At 58.9% G+C, this 21011-nt stretch carries 21 protein-coding genes; 6 read left to right on the forward strand and 15 right to left on the reverse strand.

Going from position 1 to position 21011, the window contains the following annotated elements; all coding sequences use genetic code 11:
* Positions 1-20: 20 nt before the first annotated feature.
* The gene (gene nosZ, locus XMD517_RS10210) at positions 21-2318 is read right to left on the reverse strand and encodes a Sec-dependent nitrous-oxide reductase (RefSeq protein ID WP_217360559.1); all 2298 of its coding nucleotides are present in this window, start codon (positions 2316-2318) and stop codon (positions 21-23) included.
* A 184-nt stretch (positions 2319-2502) separates the two neighbouring features.
* Between nosZ and XMD517_RS10215 the strand changes: the two genes are divergently transcribed.
* On the forward strand, positions 2503-2964 hold the full coding sequence (locus tag XMD517_RS10215) for a copper chaperone PCu(A)C (RefSeq protein WP_173486188.1): 462 nt from the start codon (positions 2503-2505) through the stop codon (positions 2962-2964).
* Positions 2965-3000: 36 nt separating this feature from the next.
* Here the strand turns inward: XMD517_RS10215 and menA are convergent, their stop codons facing one another.
* Genes menA through XMD517_RS10235 form a run of 4 tightly spaced genes read right to left on the reverse strand, consistent with a single transcriptional unit; the run spans position 3001 to position 5110 of the window.
* On the reverse strand, positions 3001-3918 hold the full coding sequence (menA, locus tag XMD517_RS10220) for a 1,4-dihydroxy-2-naphthoate octaprenyltransferase (RefSeq protein WP_173486189.1): 918 nt from the start codon (positions 3916-3918) through the stop codon (positions 3001-3003).
* Positions 3915-4682 carry a ubiquinone/menaquinone biosynthesis methyltransferase gene (locus XMD517_RS10225; RefSeq protein ID WP_173486190.1) on the reverse strand — a complete coding sequence of 256 codons (768 nt, stop codon included), beginning with the start codon at positions 4680-4682 and terminating at the stop codon, positions 3915-3917. Before XMD517_RS10225 ends, menA begins: the two co-directional genes overlap by 4 nt.
* Positions 4683-4685: 3 nt before the next feature.
* Positions 4686-4949, reverse strand: coding sequence for a hypothetical protein (locus XMD517_RS10230; protein WP_173486191.1), 264 nt, complete (start codon positions 4947-4949; stop codon positions 4686-4688).
* 2 nt (positions 4950-4951) lie between these two features.
* A complete protein-coding gene (locus XMD517_RS10235) occupies positions 4952-5110 on the reverse strand; it encodes a hypothetical protein (RefSeq protein WP_173486192.1) in 159 nt (52 codons plus the stop codon).
* Between the two features lie 218 nt (positions 5111-5328).
* On the opposite strand from XMD517_RS10235, the gene XMD517_RS10240 reads away from it, so the two are divergent.
* Complete coding sequence (locus tag XMD517_RS10240; RefSeq protein WP_173487879.1) at positions 5329-6015, forward strand: Crp/Fnr family transcriptional regulator; 687 nt, start codon at positions 5329-5331, stop codon at positions 6013-6015.
* Between the two features lie 9 nt (positions 6016-6024).
* On the opposite strand, the gene XMD517_RS10245 is transcribed toward XMD517_RS10240, so the two are convergent.
* The 7 genes from XMD517_RS10245 to XMD517_RS10275 all read right to left on the reverse strand — a co-directional run bounded on the left by XMD517_RS10245 (position 6025) and on the right by XMD517_RS10275 (position 12360).
* Entirely contained in the window at positions 6025-6279 is a 255-nt protein-coding gene (locus XMD517_RS10245; protein ID WP_173486194.1) for a cytochrome C oxidase subunit IV family protein, read from the reverse strand.
* Position 6280: 1 nt separating this feature from the next.
* On the reverse strand, positions 6281-6847 hold the full coding sequence (locus XMD517_RS10250; RefSeq protein ID WP_254449803.1) for a cytochrome c oxidase subunit 3 family protein: 567 nt from the start codon (positions 6845-6847) through the stop codon (positions 6281-6283).
* The gene (locus XMD517_RS10255) at positions 6844-8796 is read right to left on the reverse strand and encodes a nitric oxide reductase activation protein NorD (RefSeq protein ID WP_173486195.1); all 1953 of its coding nucleotides are present in this window, start codon (positions 8794-8796) and stop codon (positions 6844-6846) included. The genes XMD517_RS10250 and XMD517_RS10255 overlap by 4 nt, the downstream gene beginning before the upstream one ends.
* A gap of 6 nt (positions 8797-8802) precedes the next feature.
* Positions 8803-9612: a CbbQ/NirQ/NorQ/GpvN family protein gene (locus tag XMD517_RS10260; RefSeq protein WP_173486196.1), complete on the reverse strand. Its 810-nt coding sequence runs from the start codon at positions 9610-9612 to the stop codon at positions 8803-8805.
* 141 nt (positions 9613-9753) lie between these two features.
* A complete protein-coding gene (locus XMD517_RS10265; RefSeq protein ID WP_173486197.1) occupies positions 9754-11115 on the reverse strand; it encodes a cbb3-type cytochrome c oxidase subunit I in 1362 nt (453 codons plus the stop codon).
* Positions 11116-11132: 17 nt separating this feature from the next.
* Positions 11133-11585, reverse strand: a complete 453-nt coding sequence (locus XMD517_RS10270; RefSeq protein WP_173486198.1) for a cytochrome c — start codon at positions 11583-11585, stop codon at positions 11133-11135.
* A gap of 169 nt (positions 11586-11754) precedes the next feature.
* The gene (locus tag XMD517_RS10275; protein ID WP_173486199.1) at positions 11755-12360 is read right to left on the reverse strand and encodes a L,D-transpeptidase; all 606 of its coding nucleotides are present in this window, start codon (positions 12358-12360) and stop codon (positions 11755-11757) included.
* Positions 12361-12522: 162 nt separating this feature from the next.
* On the opposite strand from XMD517_RS10275, the gene XMD517_RS10280 reads away from it, so the two are divergent.
* Complete coding sequence (locus XMD517_RS10280) at positions 12523-13032, forward strand: CAP domain-containing protein (protein WP_173486200.1); 510 nt, start codon at positions 12523-12525, stop codon at positions 13030-13032.
* Between the two features lie 30 nt (positions 13033-13062).
* On the opposite strand, the gene lpxK is transcribed toward XMD517_RS10280, so the two are convergent.
* The 3 genes from lpxK to XMD517_RS10295 all read right to left on the reverse strand — a co-directional run bounded on the left by lpxK (position 13063) and on the right by XMD517_RS10295 (position 16295).
* Positions 13063-14052, reverse strand: a complete 990-nt coding sequence (lpxK, locus tag XMD517_RS10285; RefSeq protein ID WP_173486201.1) for a tetraacyldisaccharide 4'-kinase — start codon at positions 14050-14052, stop codon at positions 13063-13065.
* 11 nt (positions 14053-14063) lie between these two features.
* Positions 14064-15293 carry a 3-deoxy-D-manno-octulosonic acid transferase gene (locus XMD517_RS10290; RefSeq protein ID WP_173486202.1) on the reverse strand — a complete coding sequence of 410 codons (1230 nt, stop codon included), beginning with the start codon at positions 15291-15293 and terminating at the stop codon, positions 14064-14066.
* Positions 15294-15377: 84 nt separating this feature from the next.
* Positions 15378-16295 carry an alpha/beta hydrolase gene (locus tag XMD517_RS10295; RefSeq protein ID WP_173486203.1) on the reverse strand — a complete coding sequence of 306 codons (918 nt, stop codon included), beginning with the start codon at positions 16293-16295 and terminating at the stop codon, positions 15378-15380.
* A gap of 230 nt (positions 16296-16525) precedes the next feature.
* Here XMD517_RS10295 and XMD517_RS10300 point away from each other — a divergent pair, with 230 nt between their 5' ends.
* Genes XMD517_RS10300 through XMD517_RS10310 form a run of 3 tightly spaced genes read left to right on the forward strand, consistent with a single transcriptional unit; the run spans position 16526 to position 20957 of the window.
* Entirely contained in the window at positions 16526-19351 is a 2826-nt protein-coding gene (locus XMD517_RS10300) for a molybdopterin oxidoreductase family protein (RefSeq protein ID WP_173486204.1), read from the forward strand.
* Positions 19351-20085 (forward strand): 4Fe-4S dicluster domain-containing protein, encoded by a 735-nt coding sequence (locus tag XMD517_RS10305; RefSeq protein ID WP_173486205.1) that lies wholly within the window; start codon positions 19351-19353, stop codon positions 20083-20085. The genes XMD517_RS10300 and XMD517_RS10305 overlap by 1 nt, the downstream gene beginning before the upstream one ends.
* A complete protein-coding gene (locus XMD517_RS10310) occupies positions 20085-20957 on the forward strand; it encodes a DmsC/YnfH family molybdoenzyme membrane anchor subunit (protein ID WP_173486206.1) in 873 nt (290 codons plus the stop codon). The genes XMD517_RS10305 and XMD517_RS10310 overlap by 1 nt, the downstream gene beginning before the upstream one ends.
* The last annotated feature ends 54 nt before the right edge of the window (positions 20958-21011 follow it).

Here is a 21011-nt window from a genome sequence, read left to right on the forward strand (position 1 = left end):
TGCCTGTCATGGGGTAAAGATCACTCGACCTTCACTGCACCGTTTTCGTCCAGGAAGTTTTTCGCACGCAGACCGATGTCAGCGGCTTTCACCTGATACTGCCACCATTGGCCGGCCCAGAGCGTTGCATCCTGCCAGTCTTCGGCTTTGGCAAGCTCTTCGGCTTTGGCTTGTGCTTCTGCAGCAAAGCCCAGCTGGTCGGTGGCGTCTTCAACAAGCGACACAACTTCGGGGAAGTCTTTGAAGTTGCGGCCAGTGATATAGGCAACCACGCTGTCGATGACGGCTTGGGTTTCCATATTCACAGCGAACTGCTTGTCATAGTCGGCCTGACCATAGGTGGTGCCTTCGGCCAGTTCTGCGTTCTCTTCCACAAAGCCTTCCGGTTTCACAACCAGGTAACCTTGCATTTCGAGGTGCAGAGCCGAACAGAACTCGGTGCAGTAGAAGGAGAACACACCCGGTTTGTCAGCGTGGATCTTCGCAGTTGCGGTTTTACCCGGCTCCAGCGAGAGGTTCACGTCGAAGGTCGAAACCGAGAAACCGTGGGTTTCATCCTGAGCACGCTCAGAGTTGGTGATGATGAACTCAACAGTGTCGCCTTCGTTCACTTCGATGATTTCCGGAGTGAAGTGCGAGCGAATCGCAGTCATGTAGACCTTCACGTTGGTGCCATCACGCTCGATGCGCTCTTGACCCGGACGTACTGCGCCGACGTGCTTGCCGCCGGTGCGGGAGTTGGTGCCGTAGCGGTAGCGAACCAGCGGCTTCAGCTTTTCAGCCGAAATGGCGGTTGCGTAGTGGGGTTCGCCCAGCGGAACCGGCATGTCATAAAGCAGCTCCATCTTGTCGCCGGAGATGTCGATCAGCTGGTGGTTCTGCGGGTGCAGAGGACCAACCGGGTTGAACCGGTCAATTGCCAGCTTGTTCAGCGAGATCAGGTATTTACCCTTCGGGTTAACCGTTTCGCCTTCCATCGCCACAAGGTGACCGATGTTGTAGTGGATCGAGATTTTATCGAGGACTTTACCTTCACAGTAGTCCCATTTCGCAACTTGGCTGTCCACGTAAAGCGAGGTGTAGACAACGCATTCTTTGCTGTCGAACTGGTTGTGCAGCGGGCCAAGACCCAGCGGAACCTGAACGTGAATGGCGTCTTCCATCGCGATGATCGGAATGCCGTAAGGGTCAACGCCTGCGAATTTCTTGGCGTCTACAGCAGCCATGATTTTCTCAAACGAGTAAACCGACGCCTGGGTGTCAAGCTTACCACCAACAACGATGAATTTACCGTCGGGCGACACGTCCACACCGTGCGGCGATTTCGGTTCTGCGATCAGATAGACCAGACCTTCGTCGATGGCAGTTTGCATCGAGATGACCGGGTGGTCGTTGATCATGCCAACTTTACCGGCTTTATAAACCTCTTCGGCTTTTTTCCAGTTGATGACGTGCAGATAGTCGGTGTCGGCTTGCGAACACCCGGCCTCAAACGGCGGGCGGCCCGATTCGATGCCGCCAACATAGCGTTCCGCACAGAACGAGTTGGTGAACGACCAGCCATCCGACACCAGCTTACCGGCGTCTGAAAGGTCTTGCGAATAAGGCGGAAGTTCGATCGAGAAGGATTTGCCTTCGTCGATGCGGCCAGCTTCGCGGTCAAATTTCCAATAGGTGACAGCACCACGGAATTTCTCGTTGAACTGCGACAGCGGCGCAAAACCACGGCCCAGCACACCCGGGTATTGGGCGGCTTCGATCACATACTCCGAATTCGGGGTCACAAAGGTGCCGCCATGCTCGGATTGCAGGATCGGGTTCACAACAATCTGCTGGGTTTCAAAGTCATGCAGCGAAATCACACCCACACGCGGGGCGGATTTGTCGTTGATGAACAGGTATTCCCCGTCCACATCACCGTTGGTTTCGGTAATGGCCGGGTGGTGGGTATCACCCCAGTGAATCTCGCGGCCATCAACTTTGCCGGCTTCTAGAATGGCTTTCGATTCTTCGTCAAATCCATAGCCTTGCCAGGGTTCCGGGGTGAACACGGATACGTATTTGAGAATACGCATCGACGGAACACCATAAACCATCACCTGACCGGACTGACCACCCGAGGAAAATACGATAAACTCGTCGCGCCCCCCGGTCGGCGTATATGTTTTTGCGGCGGCCAACAGGTCTTTTTGTGAAAGACCGCGGCGTTCCATCACCTCGTCCAGAGACTCAGCGGTGACCGCATTGGTCCCCATTGCAAGTCCCAGGGTGACGACGCTCGCTGTGGCGCCAAAGCGCTTGCGAATATTGCTGATCATTTTGCGTCCTCATGTCCGGGCAGTGAGCGCGTGTAGTCGGCACGCCTGAACCGATGCCCGGTGACCGGTCCACCGCCTTTTGATCACGAACCCGCGAGGTCCACCTTGATATATGTTAAGAATAAAAAATGAAATGCGAATACGATTGGGTATACTTTACCCGTGAAACAAAGGACCGTTTCCTATGGATTTCCGCTCGCTGATCGCCGCCTCTGTTGCGGCGTGTTTCGTGATTGCACCCCCTGTTTTTGCCGAAGATGTTGCCACCGACAATCTGGAGATTTCTGGTGGATTCAGCCGCGCCTCTCCTAAGATGGCCAAGGCCGGGGTGGGCTTCATGACCATCACCTCAAAAGGAGCGGCCGATCGCCTGATTGCCTTCACCTCTCCCTCCTGCAACCGCCCGGAGCTGCACACCCATATTCACGACAATGGCGTCATGCGTATGCGTCAGGTCGAAGCAATCGACGTGCCCGCCGGCGGGTCGGTCAAGCTTGAACCGGGCAGCTTTCACCTGATGTGTATCGACCTGAACGGTCAACTGGTGGAAGGCGAGATGCTGGAAGCGACCCTGAGCTTCGAAACGGCTGGAGATGTCGTGGTCAAACTGCCGATCAAAGGTCCCGGCGCCATGATGGCACAGTGACCGGAGACGTTCTCTGAACACCACGCGCGGGCGGGATTATCCGCAAAAGACCCGCCCCGCGACAACCGCCAGCAGCACCAGAAGCTGAAACAGGGCGGTGCCGGGAATCAACCGGTTCAAAGCCGAAGACACCGGCGTTTTCATCATCAGAAATGACAAGATCCCGGCCAACACCACCACCGGCACAAGCGCAATCGTGCAGGGGGCAAAGGCAAACGCACCGAACACGGTCAACGCCAAGAGCATCACATAAGTCGCGCGCGACAGGGCCGGTCCGATCAGAATCGCCAGCGTCCGCCGTCCGGCAAGGTAATCTGTTTCGCGATCCCGATGATTATTGATCAGCAAGATCGCCGCAGCGGGAAGCCCAACCACCGCCCCAAGAAACAGCACGTCCCCCGTGACTGGCTGACCATGCAGATAGGTGGTCCCTGCCACAGCAACAACGCCAAAGAAGGCCACCACCAACAGCTCACCCAACGGGGTGCCGGACAAGGGGCGCGGGCCCATCGAATAGAAAAAGCCCAGCGCAAGCGACATCACACCGATCACCACAATCGGCCAGCCCCCTAATAGCGCGAGGTAAAGCCCCAACAGCCCGGCGATCCCGAAGGCTCCGGCCGCAGCCCGGCGCACCTGCACGGCCTCCAGCAGACCCATCGACGTCAATCTTGGCGGTCCCAGACGATTGGGTCCATCCACACCGCTTGCCGCATCAGCCGCATCATTCCACAGGTTGGTTCCGATCTGGATCGCCGCAGACGCACCACCGGCGGCCAGCGCCACATCCGGGCGCCAGGCCCCGGAACCGGCCGCCATCCAGCTACCGGCCAGGACCGGCACCAAAGACAGGCTCAGAGTTTTTACCCGCGCAGCGATGACCCATAAAAGCGGCCGCGGCAGGGCCTGAAGCCGCGCGACAACAGGGTCTGCGATGGGGGAAACGCTGCTCATCTCACCTCTGCCACATGCATGCGCGCCACGCCAAACATGAACGAGCGCAATTCGGTAACCGCAAAACCTGCCGCCTGCAGCTCACGGGTGATCGCCCCCCCTTCCGGAAAGCGGCGGATCGATTCAACAAGATAGGAATACGCACCTTTGTCGCGCGCCACCAGACTGCCAAGGGCGGGAATGACGTAACGGGAATGGATGCCATAAAGCGGGGCGAACCATCCGGCCGGTTTTGAAAACTCCAGCAAAACCAGACTGCCGCCCGGCTGTAACACGCGGGCGCATTCTTCCAGGGCCTGACGGGGATGGGTCATGTTGCGCAACCCAAACGCCAGGGTGATGCCCGCAATGGAATGATCTTCGAATGGCAGGTTCTCGGCTGGCGCATGCAGATATCCCAGCCGGTCCCCGGCCCGCGCACGGGCCTGTTCGAGCATTCCGGAACTGGCATCAGCCACGATCACGTCGCGATCGGGCGAGGCGTTTTTGACCGCGATTGCAATGTCCCCAGTTCCCCCCGCCAAATCGACCAAGGGGCCGTTGATCCCGGCAAGTTTGCGCAGCGCCACGCGCACCATCACAGCTTTCCACATCCGATGGGTGCCAAAGCTCATCAGGTCATTCATCAGATCGTAGCGCGGGGCGATTCGATCAAAGAGAGAGGTCACCGCATCGCGCCGCCCCTCTTCCGCAACCTCTTGATCTCCGAAGGTTTTACGCAACTCATCCAGGCTTTGAGCCCGCGCTTTCTTGGCGATGCTCATGGGTCAGCCCTCGTCGTCGGAATAGCCTTCGGCCTCGTCAATTTTCGCGCGGAACCAGCGGCCCGTGATCCAGGCCGCAGGGATACCCAGCACAAGTGAAATCAGGATCGACGGGATTGGTGCAATAACGGTTTCCCAACCTGCGGATTGACCGATCAGGCTGGCAAAAAAGACATTGGTTGCCACGGCCCCGACCATGAACGGATAGCTGACCAGCGATAGCAGCCAGACCGGCCAGCGGCCGTCTCCGTTTCCAGAGCTTTCCATGATCACTCCTCGCGCTTGCGGAATACCACTTTCTGCACGGCGTAGAGCGCCACAACCATGGCCACAACCGCCGCCGCAAGCCAAATGGTTGCCCCACCCACAGCATGCGAGTGACCATCAATCACCGCTTCACGCAGGGGGGTTTTATCATGGTGCGCCATTGCCGGTCCTGAAAGGGCCAAAAAAACAAGGGGTGTTCGCGCGAATTTCATGACTTTCCTCCGTCATAATTTCCCTGCAGTTTACCCAACGACCGAAAAATACGGCTTGATCTTCGTCAAAGCGGAGAAAATAAGCTAAGTTGTAGTTAGTGCCAGGTGAGACGTTTTGACCCAACCCGCCAGGAGGCAAGTTTTTGCTGAGCCAAGCCGAACTCAAGATGACCAAGCGATCCGTGCTGTTCGCGAATGTGCCGGACGATATGTTGCAGGGCCTTTTGAAGAAGTGCCACAAGACATCCTGTCCGCGCGGCAACACGCTGTTTGTGCAGGGCGACCCGGCCAACTACATGTATGTGGTTCTGAAAGGGTGCGTGAAACTGACCCGGATCACCCCGGGTGGGGACGAAGTTGTCGTGGCGGTTTATCCCGAAGGCAACAGTTTTGGCGAAGCCATCGCGCTGAAAGGTGGAAAATACCCGGTCACGGTCGAGGCGGTTCAGGACAGCGTCCTGTTGCAGGTCGAGACCCACATCGTATTTGAAACCCTGCGCACCGAACCCGAACTGGCGGTCGCGATGCTCAGCTCGACCTTCAGCCACCTGCACGAACTGGTGATGGAGATCGAGAACCTGAAGGCGCTGACCGGCGCGCAACGTCTGGCCACCTTCCTGATCTCTCTGGCCCCGGTGGACGAAGGACCGTGTTCCTTTGTGCTGCCTTACGACAAGATCCTGATCGCCAAGCGGTTGGGCATGAAACCGGAAAGCCTGTCCCGGTCCTTTGCAAACCTGCGTGCCCACGGGGTCGAGGTGCAACGCGAAGCGGTTCGGGTGAACGAGATCATGCAGCTCAAGACTTTCGTATCAGACGACGAAGACCTGCCGGTCCGGGGGCGTCGCGCCTGACGGACCGCTTTATGCGGCCAGGTAAAGCCCGAACGCCACCAGCAGGAACAGGATCAAAAACGCGTTGAACCCGCGCTGCCAGCTTCCGGCACCGCGAAGGCCAAGGTAATCCAGCAGGATGATCCGCGCTTTCAGCCCGGACAATGCCAGAACCATTGCCACAAAGCCCATCCCCGCCTGCGGGCGGATTTCGGTCAGCAGCACGGTGAGAGCCGATAGGCCCAGCAAGATCAGATAAGCGCGGTTCAGTGCGGAATGGGACATGTCACCTCACCAGATAAATGATCGGGAACAACAGCACCCAGACCAGATCCACCATGTGCCAGAACATGGCGGCCCCTTCCAGATTGCGGGGGTTTGGCCAGCGCATCACAAGGGCAAAGATCACCAGCCCCGCCACCACATGCATCGCGTGAAACCCGGTCAGCAGGTAGTAAAACGTGAAGAACTGGCTGGTTTCAATACCAATACCCAAGGCTGCCTTTGCTGAATATTCCAGATATTTGACCACCAGGAACACCACGCCAAGCAGCATGGCCCCAGAGAGCCAGAGGCGCATCCGATCGGGGCTGGCCACCGCGCGTGCTGCGCAAAACCCGCTGCTGATCAGTACAATTGTGTTCACCGCTCCTGCGACCCGGTTCAGGCTATCCTGATCCTGCGCAAAACCCACGGGATCCATGATCCGCACGCCCAGAAAGGCCAACAGCCCGGCCCCGAACACCAAAAGCTCGCTGACGATCAGGACCCAGATCATCAGATCCCCTGGCAGTTTCTCAAGCGGATGTTCGGTTTCCACCCCCACTGGCATCGAAGCAGGGCTTTGGCTCATGCTACACCCCCGGTGATCTGCCGATAGATCTCAGGCAGGGCAGCGGTCAGGCGATTGGCATCCGGCACGATCGAAAACCCGTCGGAGCCAAAGATCCGGTTCACCCAGGCCTGGCCTTTCTGGTCCACCACAACCCCGTGCACCGCCTGCCCCAGGCGACGCGCCTCGCGCACCGCCATCCGGCTGTCTTCAATCCCGTGTCGCCCCTCGTAATGATCAAGGTCATTGGGCTTGCCATCGGTGATGACCAACAGAAGTTTGCGGGTGTTCGGACGAGCGTCCAATCCTTTTGACGCATGGCGCATCGCAGCCCCAAGGCGGGTGTAGAAGGCCGGGTTTACTCCCGCAATGCGTTGCTCCACCACCGCGCCCATTTTGTCGTCAAAATCTTTGCAACTTTGCACATAGACCCGGCCACGTTTCAGCGACGAGAAGGTGTTGATCGCAAAATCATCACCGCAGGCATCCAGACCCCAGGCAAGGGCGGCAAGCGCCTCTCGCTCCACCTCGATCACGGACCGGTCGCCAATTGCGGCCTCGGTTGAACGCGACACGTCAATCAGGACCGAGATCGCCAGATCCCGGTCCTGAGTGCGGGCCGCACGATACACCCGATCCGAAGCATGACCGGTCGCGCGCAGCTCTACCTGCGCCGCAATCGCGGCTTCCAGATCCAGCTCATCCCCTTCCAGCTGACGCGGCAAGATCACGCGTTTTGGGCGCAGCGCCTCGAACTGGCGTTTCACCGCGCGGATACGACGCTGGGCCGCGGGATCGGTCGAAAACTCGGCCGGTTCCTCACTGATATCCGCCTGGCTGGACAGAACCCGGCAATGATCAGGCAGATAGCAGCATTTGCGGTGGTCCCATTCGTGATACATATGCTCACCCGAGATCCGCTCACGATCGGCATCTTCCGGCGACAGGTCGAGGTGGAATTTCAACCGCGTGGCGGTTTTCTTCGACACCTGTCCCAACGCCAGTTCATCCTGATCATCCGCGGCGCGTTTCGCATTGTCATCCTCGTCGTCTTCAATACGACGGTTCATGTTCATGTTCTCAACCCATGAGAAGATGGCCTCGAACTTGTGCAGGATCAGGCTGTCTTTGCGCTCGGCCAGGTCACTCTCGGACCGGCGCGCCTTTTTCATGCCCTGACTTGCATCCGAACCGCTGCCCTGCTCTTCCGCTTCGGGAAGACGCTCAGATGTCCCACGTTGCGCCAGCGGGCGCAGGTCAGGCCAGAGCGGCACCGGGCGGTAGGGGCGATATCCATGCGGAGCCCCGAGATCGGACAGGTCTGCATCGGGCTGACGCACCCGGGTCAGAAGGTCCCGTCCGGTTTTGCTTTTCGGCTCCGGTCCCCCCAGAAGATGCAAAATCACCTGTTCCAACGCCTCTTCGTAACGCGGAAGCGTGACAGAGGGGCGCATCGTCCGGCAGGCATCAATCAGGGTTTCATAAAACCCCTTGAGGCCGGGACAGTCGCGCAGGGTTTCGCGGGTCATCTCGACCGAGGCGCGCAGCATCAGGATATCCATCCGCAGCGCATCCTCTTCGTGCACAGGTTCCGGCGCATGGGCCACCGAGGCCGCAAGCCAGAAATAAAGTGCGGCATTTGCCTCACGTGCCGGGAAGTCGTTGATCTTCTCAGGCAGGCGCAGCGCCTCGCCATCAAAACTGGGGCGGGCAACACGCTCGCGCCAGGTGCCCAGCGCCCGTTTCACCGACAGGCGGTGATCCGAGGCCATGGGGCTTGCGGTTTTGATCTCGACGGCGAGCCCGCCGCCAAGACCACGGAAAAAGACCCCCAGACGGTTTTCGACCTCGGCCAGCGTGACCGTGGCGGCGTCATGTGTCTCAGGTTCCTGCAACCGGCTGGCATAGGCATGCCAGATCTTGCCGATTGTTTCTTCCGGTTCGAACAGATCGATTTCTGGGTGAGGCATCGATCATTATCCGAAAATTGCCGTGACCAGGTCGAGCAAGCCTTGCTTTACGTCCTGATCATCGGACAGGGGTTCAATCATGGCCGCTTCAATCGCCTGTTCAATCGGTGTGCCTGCCATGATCAGCGTGGCACAATAGATGATCAGACGGGTTGAGACGCCCTCTTCCAGATCCTGCCCCTTGAGGCCGCGCAGCTTGCCGGCCAGGCGCACGAGGTTTTTGGTGCGATCCGCATCAAGGCCACTCTCGCGCATCACGATATCCACCTCACGCTCGGGCAGCGGGAAGTCGAAATCAAGCGAGAGGAAACGTTGCCGGGTCGACGGTTTCAGCGTTTTCAGGATGTTCTGATAGCCGGGGTTATAACTTGCCACGAGCATGAAACCGGGGGCGGCTTCGATCTCTTCTCCGGTCTTGTCCAGCGGCAGAATACGGCGGTCATCCGTGAGTGGGTGCAGGACGACAGTCACGTCCTTGCGGGCTTCGACCACCTCATCAAGGTAACAGATGGCCCCTTCGCGCACGGCGCGCGTCAGGGGGCCGTCAACCCAAACCGTTTCCCCGCCTTTCAGCAGGAAGCGGCCAACAAGGTCCGCGGCCGACAGGTCATCATGACAGGCAACGGTATAAAGCGGGCGGCCCAGACGGGCGGCCATATGGGCAACAAATCGGGTTTTACCGCAGCCGGTTGGGCCTTTGAGCAAAACCGGAAGGTCGTTTTTGAATGCGGTTTCGAACAGCTCACATTCGGAGCCGACCGGGGCATAGAAAGGGACGTCAGCCCCTTCCGTTTTTTCTTGTGGAACGGAAGACATATCTAAGTCCTTTGCAGATATAAGCGTGTCAGGGCAAATTCCGGGATATTCTTGAACTTGTTCATCCTACAACGCTTTGAGCTTTTCAGCTTGCGTAAGGGTCGGCCCCCTCCGGTCGAGGGAAGGGGCCGAGCCGATTTCTTAGGCTTCTTCAGTCGTGCCTTGCTCAATCACCTCACGGCGCGGGGCCAGTTGGGCATAGATGAACAGGAGCGCACCCAGCACCACAGCTGCACCGGATCCCCAGCGCATGAGGTAGAACAGGCCCAGACCTTCTTGCACGTCCATGAAGTTTTCACCCATGACACGTTGCAGGTGGGTTTGAACCGTACCGGCAAAGGTCAGGACGAAGGTCATGAATGCCATGCCGCCGGTCATCAGCCAGAAGCTCACCATGTTCAACACCTGGTTATACGGGTCGCGACCACGCAGGATCGGCATCGCATAGGTGAAGATGGCCAGGTTCATCGCAACATAGGCACCGTAGAAGGCCAGGTGGCCGTGGGCCGCAGTGATCTGGGTCCCGTGGGTATAGTAGTTCACCCCGTGCAGCGTATGCAGGAAGCCCCACACACCAGCACCGAAGAAGGCCACGGTCGAGGCACCCAGCGCCCAAAGCAGAGCTGCTTTGTTCGGGTGATCACGCTTGCCTTTCCAGACCATCACGAAGCTGAACGCCATCATCGCAAAGAACGGAATGACTTCGAGCGACGAGAAGATCGAACCGATCCACTGCCAGTAACCGGGGGTCCCGATCCAGTAGTAGTGGTGACCCGTGCCAAGGATGCCCGAGAACAGGGCGGTGGCCACGATGATATAGAGCCATTTTTCAATGATCTCACGGTCAACACCGGTCATTTTCAGCATCAGGTAGGCCAGGATCGAGGCCATCACCAGTTCCCAGGTACCTTCCACCCACAGGTGAACGATGTACCACCAGAACATTTTGTCCAGCGCCAGGTTGTGCGGGTTGTAGAAGGCAAACAGGAACAGCAGCGCCAGACCCCAGAGGCCCAGAAGCAGCACGTTCGTGATTGCGGTCTTACGACCTTTCAGAACCGTCATGGTCACGTTGTAAAGGAACATCAGCGCCGCAACCACGATGCCCAGCTTGACCCAGACCGGCTGTTCGATGAACTCGCGGCCTTCCATGCCCAGGAACCAGTTGCCGTGGAACAGGTTGAACACATAGGTCACAACCACGCCCAGCGTGCCAACCAGCAGCAGGATCAGCTGCAGATAGGCAATCATCGGGGAATGGATCTCACGCTCGGCTTCTTCCGGGATCAGGAAGTAGGCCGCACCAAAGAACCCAAGCAAGAGCCACACCACCAATGAGTTGGTGTGCAGCATCCGGATGATGTTGAATGGCAGGATTTCCGAAAGGAAATTCGGCTGGACGTAAATCCAACCGGCGATAAGCCCGCCGGACACCTGCACTGCGAAGAGAATCATCGCAGCCAGGAAATACCAGTAGGCAATTTTCTGTGTTTGATATTTCATGATCTTTCCTCCGTGCCTCAGCCTGCCTCATTGGGCGGCCAGCCCTGGGCATCGATCTTGTTCACCCAGAGGAAGAAATTCGCGAGGTCGCGAATCTGTTCTTCGGTCAGGTTGAACTGTGGCATCTGGCGACGGCCTTCGATGCCTGTCGGCATCGCTTCCATCCAACCCTGCAGCGTGTCGAACGCACCTTCAGGATCGTCCTCGACGCCCCAACGTGCCATCACGTTTTGCAGTTCGGGCGCGAAATACGCCCCTTCGCCCATCAACGTATGGCAGTTGATGCACGCATTTTCTTCCCAGACACGCTTGCCCTTGGCTACACTCTCTGTCAGCTCCGCATGAACGGTCGACTTGTTCTTGATGTGGCTGACGGACTGGGCCGACAGGATCAGGAACACGACGATAAAGAACAGAGAGCCGCCATAGAACACATTGCGTGCCATGGTCTTTGTCATGACTTCCCGCATTTTAGTCTCCAAACTCAGCTTCTCCTGATCAAAATAGTCGGGCAGCCCTCACGGAATCTTGACAATTGTTAAGCAAAATACGGTTTGTTTCGCTGTGAAATGTCCGATTTTCCAAACAAAAAACCCCGCCGAAACCGGCGGGGCTTTCAACATGTCGTGGTCTGATCCGTCAGATAATCAAGACCTGCGTGCCGACCTTGGCGCGTGCAAACAGGTCGGCAATATGTTCATTGTAAAGCCCAATACAGCCATTGGATGAACGGCGACCGATCTTGCGCGTATCATGGGTGCCGTGAATGCGATAGTAAGTCCAGCTCAGATAAAGCGCATGGGTGCCCAGTGGATTATCCGGGCCGGGGCCGATGTAATCGGGCCATTCGGGGTTGCGCTCTTTCATCGACGGGGTCGGGCGCCAGCTTGGGCCTTCGACCTTGCGCACAATCTTGGTGCGACCTTTGCGGGTCAGATCCTCGGTCAGCGGCACGGACGATGGGTAGAGCTTATATTCCGACTGATCCTCAGACCAGTAATGCAACGCGCGCGACGTGATATCGACAAGGATCACACCGTTTTTCGTATTCGAAAAATAGGGGCGCCAGTCCAGCGACCGGAAGGACGAGATGTTGCGACGCACGCGCGTGCTGATATCCGCTTCCACCTCGGTGGTCTCTTCCCCGGTCTGCGCAAAAGCAGGCATAGCCACGGCAGAGGCGGCAGCCACGGACGACCCAAGAAACGCACGCCTGCTGAACCCATTTTTCATCCAGTCAGCCATCATCAATCTCCAACACATGCAAGCAGTTCTGGCCTTATATATGGCGCTTAAGCCGCAGTCGCAAATCAAACAGGCGTTATACCGCACAATTCCGCCGGTAGCGTTTGATCCCGGCAACATTCCTATATACAGGGGGACTATTCACGATTTCGGAAGAACCGCATGACACCTCGGATTTTCATCAGCCTGGCCCTCACCCTTCTGGTGGCAGCTTGCTCGACCACGGATGGCACCTATTCGCGCGCGGATGGAACCATCGCCAAGATCTATCGGATCAGCGAAAGGCAGCATTCGAAGATCCAGTATGGCATGCTGGATTCTGTCAACACATTACGTCAGGCGGCTGGCCTCGGCCCTGTGACCCTGAATGCCCAGCTGAACGCAGCGGCCGCCACCCATTCCCGGGATATGTCGGTCCAGAACCGTCCATGGCACTTCGGATCTGACGGCTCCTCTCCGATTGATCGGGTGGCACGCACCGGGTATCCGGGGCTGATGCTGGGGGAAGCCATTTCAGAAACCTATGAAACCGAGCTGGAAACTCTGTCCGCCTGGATGGATGAACCGGGGACACGGGACGTCATTCTGGCACCTGCCGCGCAAAATCTGGGTTTTGCCTGGCACCAGGAGCCAAGCGGCAAGATCTGGTGGACGCTGCTCATGGGCAGCTGACCGGCTTTCCGGTTTCGACGTCAGACCACATCACCTTGCGCAGGATTTGAACGCGGCATCAAACGGCGCCCAATCTGCAAGCTCAAGACGAACCGGCACCGTCAGGATGCGTCGCCGGAACGAAGATGGCAGCCGCACTGCGTCCTTTTCAGTGGTCACAAGCTGCGCCCCAAGGGCTGCAGCCTCAAGCTCAAGACGCTTCATAAGGGCATCCGTCAGCGGTTGGTGATCCGCCAGGGCTTCTGACCGCAGCAGATTGGCCCCCATCCCCTGCAAGGTTGCAAAGAACTTATCCGGGTGCCCGATGCCGGCAAAGGCCATCACATCCATCCCCTCAAAATCCATCCCCATCTGCAACGGCTCCAACCTGCCCGTCATATGCGGCAGGTGGATCTGCGCGCCCCAAGCCTCGGCAAAGCGTTTTTGGGCTCTATCATGGCCGATAGACAGCAAAAGATCCGCGCGTTTCAGTCCCTCCTGCACCGGTTCCCGCAGCGGACCTGCCGGAATGCAGCGCGCATTGCCAAACCCTTTCACCGCATCCACCACCACAATGGACAGGCTTTTTTCAACGTCAGGGTTCTGGAACCCATCATCCATCAAAATGACATCTGCCCCGGCGTTTTCCGCCGCACGAACACCCGCGGCCCGATCCTTGGCAACCCATGTGCGGGTGAAAGCGGCCATCAGCAATGGCTCATCCCCAACCTCGTCGGCTTGATGTCGGCGCTCGTCAACCTGCACGGGGCCTTCCAGACTGCCCCGGTGCCCACGCGAAACGATATGGACCAAAAGCCCCTTGGCCATCAGATACTGCGCCACGGCAATGGTGGTTGGTGTCTTGCCGGTTCCGCCCGCATTGATATTGCCAATACAGATGACCGGCACCTGGGCCCGATATCCGCGGGCCTGCACCCGGCGCGCTGTGCCCATGCCATAAAGCCAGCCCAGGGGGGCAAGCAATCTTGCCCGCCAATGCGGACGGTCCGGCGGGGTAAACCAGAAAGACGGAGTTTTCATAGCAACCTTCCCTAAAGACCGTTTTTATCAAGCAGATCCAGAACCATTTCCTCGACCATACCTGACAACTCGGCACCGCTGGTGATAATTTCCCATGCCGCCATGGCCATCTGCGCTGCATGTTCTGGCTGCAACAGGTATTCGATCTCTTGTGCAAGATGTTCGCGGCTTGCCACCCGGCGCGCAGCGCCCGCCGCCTCCAGACGCTCAAACGCGTCGGTATCCTGACCCAAAGCAGCGCCAAACACCACGGCAGAGCCAAGAGATGCCGCCGCGTTGGGTGACAGGCACTCCCCTCCGCTCAGCGTGTGACCGATAAAGGTGATTGGCGACAGGTGCATCCAAAGCCCCTCTTCCTCGGGCAGGTCGGCAATGTAGATATGCGCCTCGGGTGTGGGGGTCTGATCTTCGGAACGCAATGCCACAACCCAGCCGTCCTGCTCCAGCCTGCGCACCAGAACAGGCGCGCGCGCGGGATCATCCGGCACGATGACCAACAGCAAGCGGTGTGACTTTCGCATGACCTGCCGATGCGCCTCAACAAGCACGGCCTCCTCCTCTGCCGCCGTGTTGAGCGCCAACCAAAGCGGCCGGGCCCCCAGCACCTGCGCCATGTCGTCCCGTTCGGCCATGTTGCAGCTTGGGGGGTGCGTCTGACGCTGCAACGCCCCGACCACGCGAATTTTTCCCGTCGATACCCCCAGTCGGGACAGCACCGACGCCGCGGCCTCGCTTTCAGCAAGAATAGTGTCGAATCCTGAGGCCAAGACGCGCATTGTCCCACGCCACCAAGGCAGCGCCCCCCCGCTTGAAACAGGCGCACGCGCATTGATCCAGAGCGCCGGGATGCTGCGCTGATGCACAAGGCCCAGCAGGGGCGGGTCCAGCTTCTGATCCATCCACAGAACCAGATCCGGGCGCATGATATCCAGAAACTGTTTGGCCGATTTCAGGCCGCCATCAGGAAGCGCGCAGGAAAGCAGCACGTCCCCAAGGTCTTCCGGGGGGTCCCAAGGCGCGTGTCCGCTCGGCAGAGTAATCAGGAAGCAAAGATCATCCCGGGTGCGAACAACCTGCCGGATGAAATCCTCCAATGCGGGCAGCTCTCCGCCATCCCCAACCTGACACCAGATCAACGGGCCGCCTTCGGGGCGGCTCAGCCCAGCACAAACCTCGCCCTCGGACCTGCGTCCGACGAAATGATGCATCAGTTGATGCAGATAAATTCCCGGAGGCAACATGGCCTGCCCTTCTGCCCGTCTTTCGCGCGATCTCTGACTGGATCCTGCACGCCAATCTAAGCCAGCACGGGGCGGGGGAAAAGGTTAGAACGGCCATTTTCCCTGCGAAAATGCAGTCAACACGGCGATAATCCGGTCAAAACTCCGCCCGGCGCGCGCCACGCTGGTGCGGGCACGCAGATAGCCATGCACCAGCCCCTCCTCTTCACGCCAAACGGCACGCCCGCCCGCATCGCGGACCGCATCGCAATACGCCCGCCCATCATCCGAAAGCGGATCACATTGCGCCGTTACGACATAGGTCGGCGGCAGATCGGCAAAGTCCCGGTCCCGCAGCGGGGATGCGGTGGGATCATCGGGGAAATCCTGTGCCCCGTGGCGCAGCTTCGCGTAAAATTTCACATCCTCAAGCGTCAGCATCGGGGCGTTTGCATGCGCCAGATAGGACCCTTGTGTCATATCCCCACCAAGTCCGGGATAGATCATCACCAAACCGGCCAGCGGGACCTCCCGGCGCAGGGTATGGGCGACGGCTGCTGCAAGGTTTCCACCCGCACTATCCCCGGCAAGAACAGTCACTCCGGGCCATGTTAGAGACACATATCTCGCTACAGACAGTGCATCTTCATAGGCTGCCGGATGGGTATGTTCCGGGCATAGCCGGTAATCCGCAGAGACGACACGCAACCCGGTCCGGGCGCAGATTTCAGCGCAGACATCATCGTGGCTTTCCAACCCACCGACCACAAACCCGCCGCCATGGTAATAAACCACGGTTCCCGAGGGAGCTCCCCCTTCGTAGATTCGAACCGGCACATCACCAGCCATTGCATCATGCGCCGAGATCCCCTCCGGGTAGCCCTCAAAAAAGGCCCGGCACATGCGGTCATAGATGGATCTCTGTTCCGCAATCGTCAGGTCAATCGCATCCGGCGGATAATAGTCTTCCGTCTTGCGTATGAACGCCCAGGTCTCGGCATCAATGATGTTTTCGTAATCCATGGCGAAACGGTAGGAGCACCTGACAGGTTTGGCAATACATGCCCGACGCCGGATCACACAACATGTTCAGATCAGGCAAAAAGATTGACACTGGTCCTATTTCCGATTTCCATCTGGCCCTACACTGAGCGGGGTCCTGCTGGTTGGGTTCAGAACCGACGGCAAAGCGGGTCAGACAGTTGACGCTCGCGAAACCCGAAACTGATCATACCAGCCAGCGACAGGACAGTATGCCCAAGCTCGACCAACCCCAGATCGACACCTCACCTGCCGTATCCGATGAGGTGCGCAAGACCACCTGTTACATGTGCGCCTGCCGGTGTGGCATCAATGTGCACATGAAAAACGGCCAGGTCGCCTATATCGAAGGGAACCGGGACCACCCTGTCAATCAGGGCGTTCTGTGCGGCAAGGGATCTTCGGGGATCATGCAGCATTACGCCCCCTCACGCCTGCGCGCGCCCTTAAAGCGCGTGGGGGAACGCGGGGCTGGAGAGTTCGAGGAGATCAGCTGGGAAGAGGCGCTTGAAATCGCGGCTGGCTGGTTGGCCCCGCTGCGCGAAAAAGACCCTTCGAAACTGGCGTTTTTCACCGGGCGCGATCAGTCACAAAGCTTTACGTCCTGGTTTGCCCAGGCCTATGGCACCCCGAACTACGCGGCCCATGGCGGGTTTTGTTCGGTCAATATGGCCGCGGCCGGCATCTACACAATGGGTGGCGCCTTCTGGGAATTCGGCCAGCCCGACTGGGAACGCACCCGGCTGTTCATGCTGTTTGGCGTGGCAGAAGATCACGACAGCAACCCGATCAAGATCGGGCTGGGCAAGCTGAAAGACCGCGGCGCCAAGGTGATTGGCGTGAACCCGATCCGCTCAGGCTATAACGCGGTGGCGGATGAATGGGTGGGTATCACGCCGGGCACGGATGGGCTGTTCATCATGGCCCTTATGCACGAATTGCTGCGTGCAGGTCAGGTCGATCTGGCCTATCTGGCACGCTACACCAATGCGGGTTTTATCATTGATGAAGACCCTAGCTCGCCTGAAAAGGGGCTGTTTGTCCGGGGATCCAGCGGCAAGCCACAGGTGATCTGCCGCGACACCGGCAAGTTGATGGACTATGACTGCCCAGGCGTCACCCCCAATCTTGCCGCGCAGATGGTCGAGGGTGACATCACCCATCGCACCGTGTTCCAATTGATTGCGGAACGGTATCTGAGCGCAGAATATGCGCCCGAAGCCGTGGCGGAGCGGACCGGCATTGACGCCGCTAAAATCAGATCTATTGCCGCCGAACTGGCCCGCGTCGCCTTTGAGGAAGAGATCGTGCTCGATCAGCCATGGACGGACTGGAAGGGGCAAAAACACGACAAGATGATTGGCCGCCCGGTGGCGTTCCATGCGATGCGCGGTATTTCAGCCCATTCAAACGGTTTCCAGACCTGTCGCGCGCTGCACCTGCTGCAAATTCTGCTGGGGTCGGTTGAGGTGCCCGGCGGGTTCCGTTTCAAACCGCCCTACCCCAAACCGCCAGAAGCACACCCAAAGCCACATGCGGGCGTCACCCCGGGACAGCCGCTTGACGGCCCCCATCTGGGCTATCCTCTGGGGCCGGAACACCTCCTGCTGGATGAGGACGGCAACGCCAAGCGCATCGACAAGGCGTTCACTTGGGAAAACCCGCTTTCGGCGCATGGCCTGATGCATATGGTGATTTCAAACGCCCATGCCGGTGATCCATACAAGATCGACACGCTGTTCATGTATATGGCGAATATGGCGTGGAACTCGTCCATGAACTCATCCGAGGTGATGCGGATGCTCACCGACAAGGATGAAAACGGCGATTATGTGATCCCGCGCATCATCTATTCCGATGCCTATAGCTCGGAAATGGTGGCCTATGCGGATCTGATCCTGCCGGACACGACCTATCTGGAGCGCCATGACTGCATTTCACTGCTCGATCGCCCCATCTGCGAGGCCGATGGTGCGGCGGATGCCATTCGCTGGCCGGTGGTCGAACCCGACCGGGATGTGCGCGGGTTTCAGACCGCGTTGATCCAGCTGGGCGCCAAGCTCGGCCTGCCCGGGTTTGTGGATGAAGACGGCGGCGCAAAATACAAAGATTACGCCGATTACATCGTGAACCATGAACGCCGTCCGGGCGTTGGCCCGCTGGCCGGGTTCCGGGGCAAAAACGGCGATGGCGACGGGCGAGGAGAGCCTAATCCGGCCCAAATCGACAAATATATCGAAAATGGTGGCTTCTGGGTTGCGCATATCCCGGACGAAGCGGCGTTCTATAAACCCTGGAACAAAGCCTATCAGGAATGGGCCGTCGCCCGCGGCATTTTTGATGCCGAAGCGCCTTATGTGTTCAACCTGTATGTCGAACCGATGCGTAAATTTCAGATTGCCGCCGAGGGGCATGGTGACATCCAGCCGCCAGAGCATCTGCGCACAAGGGTCCGCCAGACCATGGACCCGCTGCCGATCTGGTATGAACCGTTTGAGGATGGCAATGTGGACATTGAGGAATACCCGATCCACGCCCTGACCCAGCGCCCGATGCACATGTATCACTCATGGGGCACGCAAAATGCGTGGCTGCGGCAGATCACCGGCAAGAACTACCTGTATCTGCCCACCAAGATCTGGGAGGCCAACGGGTTCAAAGAGGGCGACTACGCCGAGGTCAGCTCGGTCAATGGCACCATAACGGTCCCGGTGGCCCATCACGCCGCCCTCAATGAAAACACGGTCTGGACCTGGAACGCGATCGGCAAACGCAAAGGGACCTGGGCGCTGGATGAAAAGGCCCCGGAGGCCCGCGAAGGCTTTCTGCTCAATCACCTCATTCACGAACTTCAGCCCCCCAAAGGGGACGGGATGAGATGGGCCAATTCAGACCCTATTACAGGGCAAGCTGCCTGGTTTGACCTGCGGGTGAAGATCCGCAAGGCCGACCCGAAGCCGGCCGAAGCGCAGCCTGCTCATCCGCCGATCAAATCCCCGGTGGGCAAGGGCCCGCATGTTGTTGCGAGGAAGATCTGATGACCTGTTTGCCCACCACCACTCAGAAAAAGCTGGGTCTGGTCATTGATCTTGACACCTGCGTGGGATGTCACGGCTGCGTCACCGCCTGCAAAGGCTGGAACACGCAGAATTATGGCGCGCCGCTTTCAGATGTCGATGCCTATGGCGCCGATCCGTCAGGCACGTTTCTGAACCGCGTTTTCAGCTATGAGGTTCAACCCGAAAAGGGCGCCGCCCAGACCGTGCATTTCCCCAAATCCTGCCTGCATTGCGAAGATGCCCCCTGTGTGACGGTCTGCCCGACCGGGGCCAGCTATAAACGCGCCGAGGATGGCATTGTGCTGGTCAACGAAGACCGCTGCATCGGCTGCGGTCTTTGCGCCTGGTCCTGTGCTTACGGTGCGCGCGAGCTGGATCAAGACGCCGGGATCATGAAGAAATGCACCCTCTGCGTGGATCGGATCTACAATGAAAACCTGCCGGAAGAGGACCGGGTGCCCGCCTGTGTGCGCACCTGCCCGGCAGGCGCGCGGCATTTCGGTGATCTGGGGGATCCTACATCCGACGTCTCGAAACTGGTGGCTGAGCGCGGCGGGTTTGACCTGATGCCGGATCAGGGCAACAAACCGGTGAACAAATACCTGCCACCGCGCCTGAAAGACCGGCTGGACACACCAGCCCTTGCCCCCGTGACCGAAGACGAACCCAAGGGCTTCCTTGGCTGGCTCGACAAAGCTTTGGAGCGTATCTGATGCATCCCGCACCCAGCGTTATCCTTTTCACCACCCTGTCCGGTCTGGGCTTTGGCCTTCTTGCCTTTCTGGGGCTGGACATTCCTTCCGTTCGGGGGGGCACGGCCCTGGCCTTTTTTGTGCTGGCTTATGCGCTGTCGGTGGGCGGGTTGCTGGCCTCGACCTTTCACCTCGGCAACAAGAAAAACGCTATCTATGCTTTCAGCCAGTGGCGAAGCAGCTGGCTGTCACGCGAGGGGTGCGCCGCCGTCCTGACACTGCTCCTGTTTGCGCCAGTGGGGTTTGGCCGTGTTTTCCTTGAGACCAACCTGGGCCCGCTTGGTGCTATCGGGTCGCTCTCGGCACTGGTCACGGTGTTCACCACGTCGATGATCTATGCCCAGCTGCGCACGATCCCGCGCTGGCATCAGCCGATCGTGCCGGTGATGTTTCTGTTGCACGCACTTGCCGGCGGGGCGCTTTTGGCGGGACAGAGCCTGCTTGCGGGCCTCCTTCTGCTGGCGTTGACGGGTGTGATGATCTGGATGTGGCGCGAGGGGGACCGGCGCGAAGCAGACGGGGCGGACACGATGGAAAGCGCCACCGGTCTGGGCGCCATCGGCAAGGTCCGGATGTATGAAAGCGCCCACACCGCCCGCAACTATGTCATGGATGAAATGATCCACCGGGTTGGCCGCAAGCATGCAGAGAAGCTGCGCAAGATCGCCGCAGTTCTGATCGGCATTCTGCCCGCAATCGCGCTGCTGGCCCTGCCTGCCGGGCATCTGGTCAGCGCGGCGGCCTTCCTGCTGCACCTTGTGGGGATTGCGGTTGGGCGCTGGCTGTTCTTTGCCGAGGCCCGCCATGTGGTTGGCCTCTACTACGGAAAATAACCCCGCTTTCCCCCTTTCACTCCTCCCCCAAAAACCGCTAGGTAGGACAGGTGT

It is taken from the genome of Aliiroseovarius sp. xm-d-517, assembly GCF_013283135.1.
Classification (GTDB): Bacteria; Pseudomonadota; Alphaproteobacteria; order Rhodobacterales; family Rhodobacteraceae; genus Aliiroseovarius; species Aliiroseovarius crassostreae.

Excerpts from the sequence above, each read along its gene's own strand:
- nosZ (WP_217360559.1), bottom strand. The coding sequence starts at position 2,318 with ATGATCAGCAATATTCGCAAGCGCTTTGGCGCCACAGCGAGCGTCGTC.
- XMD517_RS10215 (WP_173486188.1), top strand. The coding sequence starts at position 2,503 with ATGGATTTCCGCTCGCTGATCGCCGCCTCTGTTGCGGCGTGTTTCGTG.
- menA (WP_173486189.1), bottom strand. The coding sequence starts at position 3,918 with ATGAGCAGCGTTTCCCCCATCGCAGACCCTGTTGTCGCGCGGCTTCAG.
- XMD517_RS10225 (WP_173486190.1), bottom strand. The coding sequence starts at position 4,682 with ATGAGCATCGCCAAGAAAGCGCGGGCTCAAAGCCTGGATGAGTTGCGT.
- XMD517_RS10230 (WP_173486191.1), bottom strand. The coding sequence starts at position 4,949 with ATGGAAAGCTCTGGAAACGGAGACGGCCGCTGGCCGGTCTGGCTGCTA.
- XMD517_RS10235 (WP_173486192.1), bottom strand. The coding sequence starts at position 5,110 with ATGGCGCACCATGATAAAACCCCCCTGCGTGAAGCGGTGATTGATGGT.
- XMD517_RS10240 (WP_173487879.1), top strand. The coding sequence starts at position 5,329 with ATGACCAAGCGATCCGTGCTGTTCGCGAATGTGCCGGACGATATGTTG.
- XMD517_RS10245 (WP_173486194.1), bottom strand. The coding sequence starts at position 6,279 with ATGTCCCATTCCGCACTGAACCGCGCTTATCTGATCTTGCTGGGCCTA.
- XMD517_RS10250 (WP_254449803.1), bottom strand. The coding sequence starts at position 6,847 with ATGAGCCAAAGCCCTGCTTCGATGCCAGTGGGGGTGGAAACCGAACAT.
- XMD517_RS10255 (WP_173486195.1), bottom strand. The coding sequence starts at position 8,796 with ATGCCTCACCCAGAAATCGATCTGTTCGAACCGGAAGAAACAATCGGC.
- XMD517_RS10260 (WP_173486196.1), bottom strand. The coding sequence starts at position 9,612 with ATGTCTTCCGTTCCACAAGAAAAAACGGAAGGGGCTGACGTCCCTTTC.
- XMD517_RS10265 (WP_173486197.1), bottom strand. The coding sequence starts at position 11,115 with ATGAAATATCAAACACAGAAAATTGCCTACTGGTATTTCCTGGCTGCG.
- XMD517_RS10270 (WP_173486198.1), bottom strand. The coding sequence starts at position 11,585 with ATGCGGGAAGTCATGACAAAGACCATGGCACGCAATGTGTTCTATGGC.
- XMD517_RS10275 (WP_173486199.1), bottom strand. The coding sequence starts at position 12,360 with ATGGCTGACTGGATGAAAAATGGGTTCAGCAGGCGTGCGTTTCTTGGG.
- XMD517_RS10280 (WP_173486200.1), top strand. The coding sequence starts at position 12,523 with ATGACACCTCGGATTTTCATCAGCCTGGCCCTCACCCTTCTGGTGGCA.
- lpxK (WP_173486201.1), bottom strand. The coding sequence starts at position 14,052 with ATGAAAACTCCGTCTTTCTGGTTTACCCCGCCGGACCGTCCGCATTGG.
- XMD517_RS10290 (WP_173486202.1), bottom strand. The coding sequence starts at position 15,293 with ATGTTGCCTCCGGGAATTTATCTGCATCAACTGATGCATCATTTCGTC.
- XMD517_RS10295 (WP_173486203.1), bottom strand. The coding sequence starts at position 16,295 with ATGGATTACGAAAACATCATTGATGCCGAGACCTGGGCGTTCATACGC.
- XMD517_RS10300 (WP_173486204.1), top strand. The coding sequence starts at position 16,526 with ATGCCCAAGCTCGACCAACCCCAGATCGACACCTCACCTGCCGTATCC.
- XMD517_RS10305 (WP_173486205.1), top strand. The coding sequence starts at position 19,351 with ATGACCTGTTTGCCCACCACCACTCAGAAAAAGCTGGGTCTGGTCATT.
- XMD517_RS10310 (WP_173486206.1), top strand. The coding sequence starts at position 20,085 with ATGCATCCCGCACCCAGCGTTATCCTTTTCACCACCCTGTCCGGTCTG.